The organism is Gluconobacter cerinus (genome assembly GCF_025961355.1).
In the GTDB taxonomy this organism is placed as follows: domain Bacteria; phylum Pseudomonadota; class Alphaproteobacteria; order Acetobacterales; family Acetobacteraceae; genus Gluconobacter; species Gluconobacter cerinus.
In genome coordinates this window covers 2,234,786-2,248,824 of sequence record NZ_JAOQNM010000001.1, presented here as the reverse complement: position 1 = coordinate 2,248,824, position 14,039 = coordinate 2,234,786, and the positions used below count along the sequence as shown (strand labels likewise).

Below are 14,039 nucleotides of genomic sequence, written 5' to 3'. Positions count from 1 at the left end.
CGCGGAATGCTGTTTTGGGGATAAAATACCGTCCATCGAACCAGCTTCTTTATCCAGTTACACAAAGACAGGCCCAGTGAACCCAGTTTCCAATACTGCCCGTTACCTGAAAATCACGCTTGTCATCTTCTGTTTCATTACAGTTGTGGCAGCTGCAGATACCGCCCTGTGGCATCACGTCACCACCAGAATGCAGGCACAAATTGAAAACGAAGTCGCGAACCTGAAAGCTACAGGATGGTCTGTAGAGACTGGAGAAGTTCGTCGTGGAGGCTGGCCTTTCGGAGCATGGATCGACATCCAGAAACCCCAGCTCAGCCATAAAAATTTTCCTGCCCAACCATTCGAAGCGGGTTGGGCAGGTGAGAGTTTCAGGCTTGGCGGACCATGGACGGAGTTCCTCAGAAACGGCCTCACCGTCTCCCTCCCCGGTCGTCAGGCTGCGCGCATTATCACTTCTTCGGCCAGAGCAACCATTCTCACAGAAGCTTTGAGACTGAACATCTCAGAGGACGGAACCGTGATGTTCCATGCTCCTTCTGCCCAAGTCGCCGTCGCAATGGACCTTGTGGATCAGACAGTCGCGCTGTCCCGCCTTTCTGGACGCATCCTCATCCAACCCCAGGCCTCAGCAGGAGCCACACGCCTCGGACTGGATCTGTTGTCTTCCACTCTCAGCACATCATTTTTGAATGCTGCCAAGTATCCACTGCACAACGCTCATCTCGTGGTAGCTCTCACGACGTCCAGCACACATCCTGAAAGCCCGCTTTTTAGTCCTGAAGGCTATGAGCGCCTACTTGTGCAGACAGCATCATTTTCGATGGGGTCGGAAGCGACTTCTGCACATCTTTCCTTTTCCGGTGAACTGACATACCCAGCGCTCAGCGGCCACCTCACCCTGACGCTTCTGAACTGGCATGATGCCGCCGAAAAAATCCTGAATATTCCGCGCCTTCAGGCCTCGCTTGCTCCAGACACGCGCGTTTTTCTTGAGCATATTTTGCACGCAACACCCTCATCCGGACTGGCAGAAAGTCATCCTGTTGTCGCAGAAGTTTCCGTCGTGAACGGTCATGCTGCACCTGCTCTCGAACAACTTTTGCAAACAATCTCCACACAAAAAATTGACGCGTCACATTTGCGCGAGTAGACGCAGAGAATGTTTTGATTTTTGTCAAAACCATGGCGCGGAAAGAAAACTATTCCCGTGCTGCGGCTTTCAAGATTCAGATCCGGGTCATGTGTGCAGTGCGGTGCGCATGATCTCAGCTCATTCCTGACTTCTAGGGTGCGAGCGTAGCTGACGGGTCCATGCGGACCGGTTCTGCGGTCCGCCTCCCAAGCAGAAGGCACCATCGCAATGTTTGGCCTGTCGGCTTTATTTCTCGCGCGATTTCAGTTCGCGTTTACAGTCGGGTTTCACATCGTATTCCCGGCATTCTCGATCGGGCTTGCTGCCTATCTCGCCGTTCTTGAAGGCCTCTGGCTCAAGACGGGACGCAGCGCCTATCTGGATCTCTTCAAATACTGGCTGAAAATCTTCTCCGTCGTATTCGCGATGGGCGTGGTTTCCGGTCTGGTCATGTCCTACGAGTTCGGCACCAACTGGTCCCAGTTCTCGCAGAAGGCTGGCCCCATCCTTGGCCCAATGCTGGCCTACGAAGTGATGACGGCCTTCTTCCTTGAAGCCGGCTTCCTCGGCGTCATGATGTTCGGTCTCAATCGTGTGGGTAAGGGCCTGCATTTCGGCGCCACCTGCATGGTCTCGATCGGCACGCTGATCTCCATGACGTGGATTCTCGCCTCCAACTCCTGGATGCAGACGCCGCAGGGCTACATTATTGATGAAGCGACAGGTCGCTTCCTGCCGGGTAACTGGTGGCAGATCATCTTCAACCCGTCCTTCCCGTTCCGCCTCGTGCACATGGGGCTGGCAGCATTCCTGTCCGTCGCATTCATCGTGGCTGGCGTCGCTGGTTGGCATCTGCTGAAGGCCCGTCGTGAAGGCCGTCAGGCGTCCGAACAGGTCCGCCTGATGTTCTCCATGGCCATGTGGATGGCCGCGATTGTTGCTCCGGTCCAGTTCCTGGCGGGTGACACGCAGGGTCTGAACACGCTGGAATACCAGCCTGCCAAGATCGCCGCGATGGAAGGCGACTGGGACTCTGAAGGCCGGGCGCCGGAAATCCTGTTCGGTATTCCGGACATGGAAAACGAGACGACGCACTACAAGGTCCAGATTCCGCTCCTGGGCTCCCTGATCCTGACGCACAGCCTCGACGGCAAGGTGCCGGGCCTCAAGGACTACCCGAAGGATCTGCGCCCGTATTCGCCGCTGCTGTTCTTTTCCTTCCGCATCATGATCGCGCTTGGCTCGCTCATGGTTCTGGTTGGTCTGTGGTCTCTCTTCCTGCGCTGGAAGGGCAGCCTTTACAGCAACGCGATGCTCCATCGTGTCGCTCTGTGGATGTCCCCGGCAGGCTTCATAGCCCTGCTGTGTGGCTGGATCACGACTGAGGTCGGCCGTCAGCCGTATACGGTCTATGGCCTCCTGAAGACTTCCGACAGTGTCTCCCAGATCGCTCTGCCGAGCATGGCGACGTCGATGGTTGCATTCGTGATTGTATACTTTGTGGTCTTCGCAGGTGGCATCACCATTCTCCTGCGCAGCTTCGCAGAAGAGCCTCACTCTGGTGAAGAAGGTCCGTCCGAGCACGAGCCCCAGATGTCCGCTGGTACCACGCAGGTCTCACATCACCCCCACAATGCTGGTCTGGCGGAGTAAGCGATCATGACCGAATCCGCCGCTTTCTGGCTTCCCGTGGTCTGGGCCGTTCTCGCGGCCTCTGCCATCTTCCTCTACGTCATTCTTGACGGCTTTGACCTGGGCATCGGCGTCCTGTTCCTCAAGGAACGGGATCACGATCACCGCAACGTCATGGTCAACACGGTCGCCCCTGTCTGGGACGGCAACGAAACCTGGATGATCTTCGGCGGCGCCGCACTCTACGGCGTCTTCCCGGTCGCTTACGGCACGATTCTTCCCGCGCTGTACCTGCCCATCCTGTTCATGCTGCTGGCTCTCATCCTGCGCGGTGTCTCCTTCGAGTTCCGCTTCAAGATGAAGTCCCCCGGTTCACAGCTGTTCTGGGATGCATCCTTCTGTGGTGGCTCCATCGTTGCAGCATTCATGCAAGGTGTGATTCTGGGGACGCTGGTGCAGGGCATTCCGGTCCAGAACAACGTGTTCGTCGGAACCTCGCTGGACTGGCTGACGCCGTTTGCACTGTTCTGTGGTGCAGCCGTCACAATCGGCTATGCGCTTCTGGGGTCCACATGGCTGATCTGGCGCTGTGAAGGCGAACTGCAGGACACCATGCGTCGCGTTTCCTACACGCTCGCAGGCCTGATGCTGCTGACGATCGTAGCCGTGTCCGTCTGGACGCCGCAGCTGCACACGACCTACATGCAGCATTGGCTGGAATGGCCGCAGCTTGCTCTGGTCCTGCCGGTTCCGGTGGCTGTCGTGGCTGTTGCTGGGGCACTGTTCCTGGGCCTGCGTAACCGCAAGTCGCACCTTCTGCCGTTCATCTCGACGCTCGGCCTGTTCTTCCTGTGCTTCTCTGGCCTCGGGATCAACGTGTGGCCGTATATCGTGCCGCCGACCATCACGATCTGGCAGGCCTCTTCGCCACCAAGCAGTCAGGCTTTCGTCCTTTTCGGTGCGATGTTCCTGCTGCCAGTCATCCTCGGCTACACGATTTATTCCTACTACGTGTTCCGTGGAAAAGTGACGAACGAGCATCACTACCACTGACCTTCAGGGAGTTCGCGCCATGAGAATCGAGTACGGAAAGCCCAACCAGAAAACCGGCACCGTCGCCTGGATGAAACGGGTGGGATGGTTCGTACTCTTCTGGCTCAGCGGTGTCCTCGTCGTTGGCGTGGGCGCTGAACTCCTCAAGAGGATCATCTTCGGCGGCCATCACTAACCAAGGCCTCCCAAGGAAAAACCCCGCCCCTGAAAGGCGGGGTTTTTTCATGCCCTCAGAAGGTATCTTTCTGCCGACGCAATTCCGCAAAATGCGACACATCGGACGCTCGCAAAAATGGATTCGTGGCCCGCTCCGTTCCCAGAGAGACTGGCAATGTTGGTCTCCCCGCTTCCAGAAGCGTTTCCACTTCCGCTGCTCGCGCTTTCAGAGCCTGATTGTCTGGATCGACATGCAATGCGAAGGCGATGTTCGAGCGGGTGTACTCATGTCCGGCACAAACCAGCGTGTTATCGGGCAGTGCATCATAACGATGGAGACTCCGATACAGCTCTTCTGCTGTCCCCTCCAGCAGGCGCCCACATCCGACACTGAACAGCACATCACCACAGAACAACGCAGGCACTTCAGACACGACATAGGAAAGATGCCCGACAGCGTGTCCCGGCGTTAGAAGAACGTCCACTTTCGTGGATCCGATATAAAAACTGTCACCGTCTCCAAGGCCACGATCCAGCTTGGGAAGCCATTCCTGCTTCTGGGATGGTCCAAACACTTTCGCGCCATATCGTTCGCGAAGGGCTTCCACCCCTCCCGTGTGATCCGCGTGGTGATGCGTCAGAAGAATCAGATCGAGACGCCCTTCTCCCAACACGTCCATGACTGGGCCAGCTTCGCCTGGGTCCACGACAGCCCGCGTCCCGTCTTCTGCTTTCAAAAGCCAGACATAATTGTCTGACAAAACCGGAATGGACTGAATATCAAGTGACATGACAGTTCCCCTGACCTGAGCTTGCTGGTTAGATACTTCCATGCTGACGCGCCTGACACGCACCCGTTCCGAAGATGCTGCCGCTTTCTATCAAAGCTGGGCAGGCCAACGCACAGCCAGTCTCCTCAACCGAAGATTGAACAGCCTCCTGCCAGACCTTCGGGCGCGTCGGCTGCTCGGGATAGGGTACCCCGGCCCCTATCTTCCTGCCACAGCCGGGTGCGCAGTTTCTGCGCGTTTGCAGCATCCCCAGACCCAGCGCCCATTTCACCACATCGTTCAGGACTGCCTGATTGAGAGCGGGCGCCTGCCTTTCGATGACCTGTCGATGGATACCGTGCTGGTCGTTCATGGACTGGAGTTCACCCGCTCAGCAGCAGAGTTTCTCCGCGCCGCCTGGAAAGTCATGACGGATGACGGCTACCTTATTCTCGTCGTGCCAAACCGCTCCGGCTACTGGGCTCATACGGATGCAACACCCTTCGGTCACGGCGTCCCCTTCAGCACCAGACAGTTGACGCGGTTGCTGGAGCAGGGACTGTTCCAAATCGAACACCATACTGGCGCCCTCATGACGCCCCCTGCTCTGCTGTCGCGCCTTTCAGGCACACTTCCAGAGCGCCTTGGAAAAATGATCCGCTACCCCTGCGCGGGCGTCCATATCGTGGTGGCTCGCAAGAACGTCTATGCAGGTCTTCCCCTGATGGACGAAAAAGCGCGTGTGACCGTCCCCAGACAGGTTGCAGAACCTGCCTGAAAAACGCCTTCTTTGTGGCGAATTCTTGACCCTAGCTTCCTGTGCCGTAAGAGTGCGTTCCATGTCGTTGATCCAGTCCCTCAAACTTGTCCTGTCGCCGCCGCATCGCGCTGCGACTCCCTTCCTCGCTGCAGGTGCCTTCGTTGGCATCATCGGCCGCCTGACGCCCTGGCGGTTCACGCGTCTCATCGGAAAGGCTGGCATCGCATTTTCTGCCTTCTGCCTGTACTTCTTCCGGGACCCGAAGCGCACACCACCACCGGGATCAGATCTCGTACTGGCGTCTGCAGATGGCCGTGTAACGTCAGTCTCCCTCGTTACTCCACCGGCAGCGCTTGAAATGGGCACAACTCCGGTCTGGCGCGTCTCGACGTTCCTGTCCGTGCTAGACGTGCACATCAACCGGATGCCTGCAGCCGGGCAGGTCACGAAAATTGCCTATCATGCAGGCAAGTTCCTGAACGCGAGCCTCGACAAGGCATCAGAGCACAACGAGCGCAACGAAATCCGCCTGACGCTTGCGGACGGCCGCAATATCGGCGTCGTGCAGATCGCAGGCCTGATTGCGCGCCGTATCCTCTGCTTCGTTGAGGAAGGCGAGCACCTGGAAGCTGGTGAACGCTTCGGTCTGATCCGTTTTGGCTCCCGCACAGACGTGTATCTGCCGCCGGGTGTTGAGCCGATCGTTGTTGAAGGCCAGACCATGATCGGGGGCGAAACCGTCCTGGCGAAGCTCTGAGCCAGAACGCGCTAATGACCATTCCCGAGACGGCTGAACCCAACCGTCCTGCCAGACGCCGCCGCATTCGTCGCCGACTGCGCCGCATGGGACGCACCCCCCGCACACGCGTGCGGGGACCGTCCTTTAACCGGCTGATTCCCAACATCCTGACCATGCTCGGCCTATGTGCCGGGTTAAGCGGGATGCGCTTTGCGCTGGAACACCAGTTTGCACACGCAGCGGTCGCTCTCCTGATCGCAGCCTGCATTGATGGACTGGACGGCCGGATTGCCCGCCTTCTGCGCGGCACGACGCGTTTTGGCGCCGAATTCGACAGTCTGTCAGATTTCGTATGCTTCGGTGTCGCACCGTCATTCGTGCTGCTGATCTGGTGCCTTGAAGATGCCGGGCGCTATGCCTTTGTCCCCTGCATCATGTTCACGGTCTGCATGGCCCTTCGTCTGGCACGCTTTAACGCAAGCCTGGATGACGATGACAAGCCGGATTACTCCGCCAACTTCTTTACCGGCGTTCCAGCCCCTGCTGGCGCAGGTATCGTTCTGTTCCCCGTATTCCTGGGCCTTGAGGCAGACAGGATGCACGCCGAAGGCCTTGCAGCTTTCGCCCGTGCACCCATCGTCTCGGCAGTCTGCCTGATCCTGACAGGTCTGCTTCTGGTCTCGACGCTGCCGGTCTGGTCTTTCAAGAATTTCAAGGTTCCGGCCCGCTATGTTCTGCCGCTCATGCTGGGAACGGGCCTCTATGCGGCCGTTCTGGTTGCGGACCCGTGGGGCGCACTAGCCGCAGCCGGACTTTTTTATGTCGCAATACTGCCCTTTTCCCGCCGATCTTATCACCGGCTGAAACGGGCCGCTGAAGACATGTCCGAAACGGTTGAAGAAGAAGCAATCTGAACAAAAAAAGCCGCCGGAATGACCGGCGGCTTTTTTTATGTCTCCACATGGCTGGAAGCAGTCTTCCAGCCATTCGGAAAATACTTACTCGGTCACATCCCAAAGCCATGCTGCACCGCGGACGCCAGAGCTGTCACCATGCAGGTTCTTGACGATTGGAGTTGTGCAGACCGGCGTGATGACGTGCTTGCTCAGGAGCGGCGGAACACGCTCATACAGAGACGCCAGATTGGAAATTCCGCCTCCGAGAACGATCACGTCCGGATCAAGGAAGTTGATCGCAAGGGAACAAGCGCGCGCAAAACGCTCCATGTAGAGGTTCAGTGCGCGAATGGCAGCCTGATCGCCGTTTGCAGCAGCATCTTCGATGCCAGCCGTGTTGCGGTTACCAGGACCCTTCCAGTCAGCTGCGAGAGCCGGACCGGAAAGATAGCGCTCCATGCAGCCCTTGTTTCCGCAGAAGCAAGGACGCGGCTCACCATCTTCAGGGAGCGGCCAGGGAAGCGGCAGATGCCCCCATTCACCAGCAATATGATGGCGCCCCTCAAGCACGCGGCCATTATTGACAATGCCAGCGCCCATGCCCGTTCCGACAATAATGCCAAAAACAGTCTGTGCACCTTTAGCTGCACCATCGGCCGCCTCAGACAACGCAAAGCAGTTTGCATCATTCTCTGTACGAACAGGACGGGACAGAGCCGATTCCAAATCCATGCCGAAAGGCTGATCGTTCAGCCAGGTCGCGTTGGCATTCTTGATCAGCCCCGTCTCCGGAGAAATCGATCCTGGAATGCCAATACCCAGCGTGGACGTGCTCTGACCGGCAGACACACGGTGGCTGGGAACAGCCCCCAGACGATGATCCACACTCGTCACGAGATCACGGATCGCAAGAACCGCTTCCGGATAAACACCTGGATTAGGAATTCGCTCACGCAGGACAAGGTCGCCCTGACGATTAAGAACTGCGATCTCGATCTTGGTTCCACCGAGATCAATACCAAGGCGATAGTCAGCCATCTCATGCCCTGTGTTGTTTGGCGGCCGTCTCAAAAGAGAGCCTGAAAACAGATTAACGCACTGTATGCGCTCGTCTGATTGAACGTGAAAGCCTCTGTCGGCAAGTCATCCGATCACAAAAAATCAATGTTTCTGTTTTTGCAGGATCGAGTTCTGGTCAAACTCCGCCATTCATCCCTCAGCGAGACGCTGAAGACCCAGAAGAATGTCCTGGGGCGACGGCGGACATCCTGGAATAGCCCGGCGGACCGGCGTGAGTGCTTTCAAGCCTCCCAAAGTGGCATAATTCGGCCCGAACATCCCGCCATCAACAGCGCAAGCCCCTACAGCCACCAGACTTTTTCCAGCCGGCATCGCGTTCCAGACCCGCTCAAGCATCTGAACACAAGCCCTGCCCATCGGCCCCGTAACCAACAGCCAGTCTGCATCTGCCGGATCGGTAACGCGTGCGAAGCCATATTGCTCAAGAGCAAAAGCACTGCCGCACAAACTCTCTACTTCCATGGCGCAGCCTTCACATCCGCCGGTCTCCAATACGTACAAATTGATCGTATCGGGACGGACAGACGTGCCTTTGTCAGCGGATACTCTCCAACGCGAGACATTCAGGAAAGCGTGCAACACACTGAGTGGGCCCATAGTCTGAAACGCTGTCACATCGCCACTCCAGACGGGGCCAGAGCCAGAGACTTCAGCCCGGCGCTCAAACGCTCAGGAGCCTCTCCCTGCAACACGCGATGCAGAACGGGCAGCAAAGAGACAGCCGGGTCTCGGGCATGGACAGACTCAACTTTCCCATTCTTCAGGCGGACCCAATACCAGACGTCACCTCTCGCCCCTTCAGCCACGCCAATGCCTTCCTGCGTAGCTTCAGGTGCGGGCTCGTCATCATCCATGCCGATGCTCCCCAAAATCCGCTTGATCAAAGCCAGAGAATCCCGGATTTCCGTCAAACGCAGCGCATCGCGGGCTGCCGCGTCGCCATCGCTTGAGCCTGTTGCCCGCAAAGCATCCAGCCGCATACCAACTTCCCTGCGACGCACATCCAGGCTTCGACCCGAAGCCCGACCGACCAGACCACCCACGGCAAATTCACGTGCCTGCGCGGGCGCCAAAACCGCCAGTCCCTTCAAACGGGGTGCAAATACGGATTGCAGTTCGCGCAGTTGCGCCATGCGAGAGTACATGACCTCCAGAACAGCTTGAGCCAGCGGAACGATTTCCAAACCAGACCGCACACCCTCGCACGTAATGACGTCCGTTAGTCGGCGCGGTACGCCCTGCTCTGTACAAGCGGCGGCAATAGCCTCCCGTGCATGCTCACAGTGTGTTGCCAGCAGCCCCGCATCCACGGCACGTGCTGTTCTCGCCAGATCGAAGAGGTGGACGGAAATTCGCTCGATTTCGAGAAGGATCATCCAGGCATCCCGCGTCCCTGGACCCGGCTGCAACCCGCGCGCTTGAGCAACAGCCCGGCAAAACGCCATTGGGTGGGCAACAAAACCCCCAGCGGTCATACGGGAAACCAGCGGGAGTGCCTCTTCAGGCGACAATCCAACCATGCGTTGCAACACACCGCGATGAGCCAGCCCGGCATCGACGGCCAGCCCTTGCACTGCGCCGCGCACAACATCAAAAGAGAGTTCGAGCGGACCACTCAATCCTGTTGTTTCCGCTCGCAGGCGGCTACGGCCCGCAGGCAAGGGTATAGCCTGCCCTCCAGGCCCCGGCCGTGAGGACAGCGGCCATGTCGTTTCCCAGAAACCATCATCAAGGGCAGGACGACCATCTCCGCAGGCACTCATGGCCTCAACGCCCCAGAGATCATAGGCTACGCGTTCTCCCCACTCCGCCGCAGGGAAACGCGAAGATGGCGCCAGATAACGACGATCTTCCACCGCCGTACTGGCCATCAAAGGGCAATCGCCGTCCAGCAACAGCACGTAAACACGCTGCTCATCCGCCCAGCAGGACAACAGTGACAAAGCTCTGCCGGGTGCAGTCAGCATCGCTTCCCATTGCTCGGGATCAAGGTGGTAATGCGCCAGTGCAACCCGCTCACCACTCCGGATGATGCGTTCCATGCTCATCATGGCCGCCACCCAGGTGCTGGATGCCATGCCAGAAGCAGCGGCCCCCAAAGACCGACAAGCAAAAGAACAGCCTCAACGGCCGGAACAATGCCACCCTTGAGACTAAGACCGGACGGCATCAGCCCGGCCAGACGAACCTGCCTCAACCCGGGCAGAAGACAAACGATCATCAGCACGAGGAGCAATGGCTCGAGAGAGCGACCAATCGCCAACAAAGCGCAAAAGACCGGCCATGGCGCTACGCCAGCAGCAACCATCTCGTATCGACTTCCGTCATTCTGACGTTCCAGAACAGCCAATCCGACAGACGCCACCAAAAGAAGGACAATTGCACTGCCTTCACCAACCGCCGCGGCAATCGCACCCAGCGAGGACAGAATGGGCAAGAAGACACCGCGCCCTCGGGACTGGCCTGACATACGCATGATCAGTGTCCCGAACCCAGCTACCAGCACCAGAATATGAACGAGCGGGTGTCCGTCCAGTCGCAACATCAGCAGAATGGCTGCAAACCTCAGGCCCGTATCAAGCAGCACAGCATCAGGTTCCGGAACGGGAGACGGCCCCAGACCGGCCATCATGCACAACCCGACGGTCAGCAAAACCGGCCCCAGAGGAGACTGGTCCATCGACAGCAGGGATGCACCCAGAACTCCCAGAATAACTCCACCGAGACGTGACCTCGCCATATCCCAGACAATGGCAGCCTTCTGCGCTCCCCGGCCCTCGCGCCAAGCCCAGAGAACCGTTCCTGCGCCACACAGCACCGTGACGGCAAAAGCTGAATGAACATTCAGGGCCATCAAAGCGCATCCGGTCACCAGAAAGGGCAAAATACGTCCTACCCGGTCTCCCGCAGGCGGCAACAGAAGCGGCATGACTGCAACCACGCAGGAGCACGCGGCCGCGAGCGCATCCGCACCCGGCATCAGCCAAACTGCAACGGGGGTCATGAGAGCACCAGCAATCGCAAACGTGCGACTGCTGACAGCCTGTCGGCCTGGCGGGGTCATGAGCAGCAGAAAAGCGGCCAGAAGCGGCCAGACTGTCACGGCGAACAGAGTTCCAACGGGAGCAAGTGGATGCATCAGTTTTCCTCCACCCGCCGCCAGGCAAGGCGTGGCAACAGCGTCATACCCAGTGCGCCCAGAACACCCCATAGCGCTACAGCCGCAGCAAAGAACGGCCACGACTGAAGAACACACGCCATGACAATCAGTCCGTCAGCAGCCATCAGCAGCCCTGTAAACTGCACAAGTGCTGGGCCAAAAGCAGCGCCACAAAGGCCCACCAGAACCGCTCCCGCTCCCAACACAGGCGCCAACCCAAGACTCGCACCTGAAAGGCCAAGTGCCAGCAGCAGTAGCAACGCCCCGACCACAGGCAGCACGGCACCGCGATCTGGCACATGACCAGCGAACCGCCTGAGCCATATCCAGGCACCAATATTCAGACCGATTAACGCGATCGAGGTGAGCAGCGCCAGAAGCCCTCCACAGACTGTCGCCCCTGCAAACGCACATACCAAACCGTAAAGTGGCAGGCCTCGTCCATCTCGCCCTAGCCCGGCAAGCGCCAGCAGCAGGAGCACGCCAAATCCGACAATCATGTCGCAAACCTCCCGGCGAGCGCGAGCAAAAGCGCCACTCCGGCAAATAGCGCCGTCAGTCGTTCACTGCGTTCCTGTGCGGTAAGCCTCAGTCCAATAAGCACGACCACCACAAGAGCAAGTCGCCCCAACAGGCCGCCCAATCCAACAAACCAGCCCGTCACATCGCTTCCACCCAGACCAACCGTAATGGGCAGAGCGAGGTCAGCCAGCAGCAGAAGCCAGGCCGTATTCAGAACTTCCGCAACATTCCGCGACATCTCACGAACCTGACGGCTTTTTTCACCATCCAGACGCTGGATCATATCGTCTTCACGCAGGGGCGGGCAGGAAATCGCCAACGCCAATGCGCACGCGCCCAGCGCACCTTCGAGCCCTGGTGCTGGCTCAATGTGCAACATGGCACATAAGCCCCCCACACCATCCGCGCCCGGTGCCGCAAGCGCAATCAAGGCTTCCGTCAGGCAGAGCACCAGAACGGCAGGGAGAACCCGCCGCCATTCTTCCCTTTGCTGTGGAACACCTAACATGAGGCGACCAGCCAGCAGCAAAAGGCCAATCAGCAGAGGATTGGCGAGAGAAACAAATGCCCCGCCCGTCGTCACCGCAGGCAGAACAACAAAGATCAACAATGCAATGGCCAAGACAAGCGCCAGTCTCGGTGCAACAGGCTGTTTTAAGACAACGCCCCAGAAACGGATTGCCCTTCGCATCTGACGCTGAGGCCCACAAATGGCTTCGCCATTTATCCAGCGAGGCAACTCTGCCAGCGCCCACGCCATGACAGGCGCCAGAGCCAGGAGAATGAAAAGTTGGAGCAACGTTTGGGCGACAGCCCACAGACCGGTCATCATCATGCCGTCAGACCCAGAACCACCAGAACAAGCGCAAGCAGCACAAGCCAGAGCCCCACCGCCATCTGCCGCATATCTGGCATTTGACCGCTCTTAAGCGCCGCAAGCGCCTGAAGACGGATCCGACCACCGACAATCAAACGACGCATGATCCAGGGCAGAGCCGGAGGCTCTTCGAAGAGTCCGGTCTCTGAACGTCCAGTCTGCGTCCCCGGAAGCAGTAAGTTCGCGATCGCCTTTTCAAAACCGCGCTCCGTGCGCCACGATTTTACAAAGAACAGCCACATCACACTGAGAATTAACATCAAAGCTGGCACCTTGAGGTATGCGCCGTCTCCGCCACCCAAAGACCAGAACGGCCAGACCCACTCCCCCTCAACGTGATGAAGCACGGGACTGAACATACCAAACACTGCCACCGGCAGCAGCAGCGCGCCCAAAATAACCCCGCAGACCGCACCAGCGGGACCGATAGGCAAAACGCCCGTGTCGGGCCGACGCCCCACAGTCAAAACATCAAACAGTGAAATCAGGCCGATCAGAAGCGCCACAAGCACTCCAATCACGCTCCAGCCTTGCACCCCAGCAGCCAGCCCCAGCGCAGCGTGAATTCCCAGCCACAACACGAGAAACCCCGGCAGGGGCGGAAACGGCAGACGCAGCGTCACGAGGACCGGCATCAATCTCAGCGCCGGAACGGACAGCGTTATCAGGGTCAGATCCAGCAACAGGCTTTCAAGCGCAATCCGCGCGCCTGTTCCCATGCCCTCATCCTGCGCAGCAATCAGAAGCGTTGCCAGAATGGCAGGTCGGACCAGTCCCAGATCGCCAGGGGAAATTCCCCAGAACACGCTGCGCCCCAAAACGAGCAAAGCAAGTGCAGCTAGCCCCGCTGCACAGCCAATAGGGACCACGGTCCCCGCATGCCAGACAATCGCAACGGCAAGAACAGACGATAATGCCGGAAACAGCGCCCCCTCACGTGTAAAGAGCGCAGGCCAGAACAACACCGGAAAGAGCGAAAGAAGCGCCAACGTACTGTCTGGCATCAATGCCGAGCATAAGAGAGCCGGCAGCGCCCACCATACCGGGCACGCTTTGCGCTCCTGCGTCATCAGCACGCCAATCGCTACAGCAACAGCCGGAGCAGACGCCAACAATACAGCCGCAAGAGCTGCCGGAAGGGCAAAGCGCCCCCGGCCAACACGGCTTTCCCGGTCTGTCTTAAGAGCAGCAGGAAACGTCAATGCCGCAAGGCACAGAGAGACCGGATCAGTATGAAACATGGCAGAAAAAGTGAGCAG

15 protein-coding genes are annotated in these 14,039 nt (G+C 58.5%); 7 read left to right on the top strand and 8 right to left on the bottom strand.

The window, feature by feature from the left end; genetic code table 11:
* Positions 1-76 precede the first annotated feature (76 nt).
* From M2305_RS10410 to M2305_RS10395, 4 genes are all read left to right on the top strand, one after another.
* Positions 77-1,153, top strand: a complete 1,077-nt coding sequence (locus M2305_RS10410; RefSeq protein WP_264649299.1) for a DUF2125 domain-containing protein — start codon at positions 77-79, stop codon at positions 1,151-1,153.
* Positions 1,154-1,363: 210 nt separating this feature from the next.
* On the top strand, positions 1,364-2,788 hold the full coding sequence (locus M2305_RS10405) for a cytochrome ubiquinol oxidase subunit I (RefSeq protein ID WP_046901266.1): 1,425 nt from the start codon (positions 1,364-1,366) through the stop codon (positions 2,786-2,788).
* A gap of 6 nt (positions 2,789-2,794) precedes the next feature.
* On the top strand, positions 2,795-3,820 hold the full coding sequence (gene cydB, locus M2305_RS10400; protein WP_264649298.1) for a cytochrome d ubiquinol oxidase subunit II: 1,026 nt from the start codon (positions 2,795-2,797) through the stop codon (positions 3,818-3,820).
* 19 nt (positions 3,821-3,839) lie between these two features.
* The gene (locus tag M2305_RS10395; RefSeq protein WP_086633006.1) at positions 3,840-3,995 is read left to right on the top strand and encodes a DUF2474 domain-containing protein; all 156 of its coding nucleotides are present in this window, start codon (positions 3,840-3,842) and stop codon (positions 3,993-3,995) included.
* Positions 3,996-4,050: 55 nt separating this feature from the next.
* Here M2305_RS10395 and gloB read toward each other — a convergent pair whose 3' ends face one another.
* Positions 4,051-4,767, bottom strand: coding sequence for a hydroxyacylglutathione hydrolase (gene gloB, locus M2305_RS10390; RefSeq protein ID WP_264649297.1), 717 nt, complete (start codon positions 4,765-4,767; stop codon positions 4,051-4,053).
* 40 nt (positions 4,768-4,807) lie between these two features.
* On the opposite strand from gloB, the gene M2305_RS10385 reads away from it, so the two are divergent.
* The 3 genes from M2305_RS10385 to M2305_RS10375 all read left to right on the top strand — a co-directional run bounded on the left by M2305_RS10385 (position 4,808) and on the right by M2305_RS10375 (position 7,159).
* Positions 4,808-5,524 carry a class I SAM-dependent methyltransferase gene (locus M2305_RS10385; RefSeq protein WP_264649296.1) on the top strand — a complete coding sequence of 239 codons (717 nt, stop codon included), beginning with the start codon at positions 4,808-4,810 and terminating at the stop codon, positions 5,522-5,524.
* 61 nt (positions 5,525-5,585) lie between these two features.
* Entirely contained in the window at positions 5,586-6,263 is a 678-nt protein-coding gene (locus M2305_RS10380; protein ID WP_215767035.1) for a phosphatidylserine decarboxylase, read from the top strand.
* Between the two features lie 14 nt (positions 6,264-6,277).
* On the top strand, positions 6,278-7,159 hold the full coding sequence (locus M2305_RS10375; protein WP_046901261.1) for a CDP-alcohol phosphatidyltransferase family protein: 882 nt from the start codon (positions 6,278-6,280) through the stop codon (positions 7,157-7,159).
* A gap of 84 nt (positions 7,160-7,243) precedes the next feature.
* Here the strand turns inward: M2305_RS10375 and M2305_RS10370 are convergent, their stop codons facing one another.
* From M2305_RS10370 to M2305_RS10340, 7 genes are all read right to left on the bottom strand, one after another.
* Complete coding sequence (locus tag M2305_RS10370; protein ID WP_046901260.1) at positions 7,244-8,179, bottom strand: ROK family protein; 936 nt, start codon at positions 8,177-8,179, stop codon at positions 7,244-7,246.
* A gap of 171 nt (positions 8,180-8,350) precedes the next feature.
* Positions 8,351-8,818 carry an NADH-quinone oxidoreductase subunit B family protein gene (locus M2305_RS10365; protein ID WP_276556558.1) on the bottom strand — a complete coding sequence of 156 codons (468 nt, stop codon included), beginning with the start codon at positions 8,816-8,818 and terminating at the stop codon, positions 8,351-8,353.
* A 14-nt stretch (positions 8,819-8,832) separates the two neighbouring features.
* Entirely contained in the window at positions 8,833-10,299 is a 1,467-nt protein-coding gene (locus M2305_RS10360; RefSeq protein ID WP_264649294.1) for an NADH-quinone oxidoreductase subunit D-related protein, read from the bottom strand.
* Positions 10,269-11,360: a hypothetical protein gene (locus M2305_RS10355; protein ID WP_264649293.1), complete on the bottom strand. Its 1,092-nt coding sequence runs from the start codon at positions 11,358-11,360 to the stop codon at positions 10,269-10,271. Before M2305_RS10355 ends, M2305_RS10360 begins: the two co-directional genes overlap by 31 nt.
* Positions 11,360-11,881: a hypothetical protein gene (locus tag M2305_RS10350; protein WP_046901257.1), complete on the bottom strand. Its 522-nt coding sequence runs from the start codon at positions 11,879-11,881 to the stop codon at positions 11,360-11,362. The genes M2305_RS10355 and M2305_RS10350 overlap by 1 nt, the downstream gene beginning before the upstream one ends.
* Positions 11,878-12,738, bottom strand: coding sequence for a hypothetical protein (locus M2305_RS10345; protein ID WP_264649292.1), 861 nt, complete (start codon positions 12,736-12,738; stop codon positions 11,878-11,880). The genes M2305_RS10350 and M2305_RS10345 overlap by 4 nt, the downstream gene beginning before the upstream one ends.
* Positions 12,735-14,021, bottom strand: a complete 1,287-nt coding sequence (locus tag M2305_RS10340) for a hypothetical protein (RefSeq protein ID WP_264649291.1) — start codon at positions 14,019-14,021, stop codon at positions 12,735-12,737. The genes M2305_RS10345 and M2305_RS10340 overlap by 4 nt, the downstream gene beginning before the upstream one ends.
* Positions 14,022-14,039: the final 18 nt, after the last annotated feature.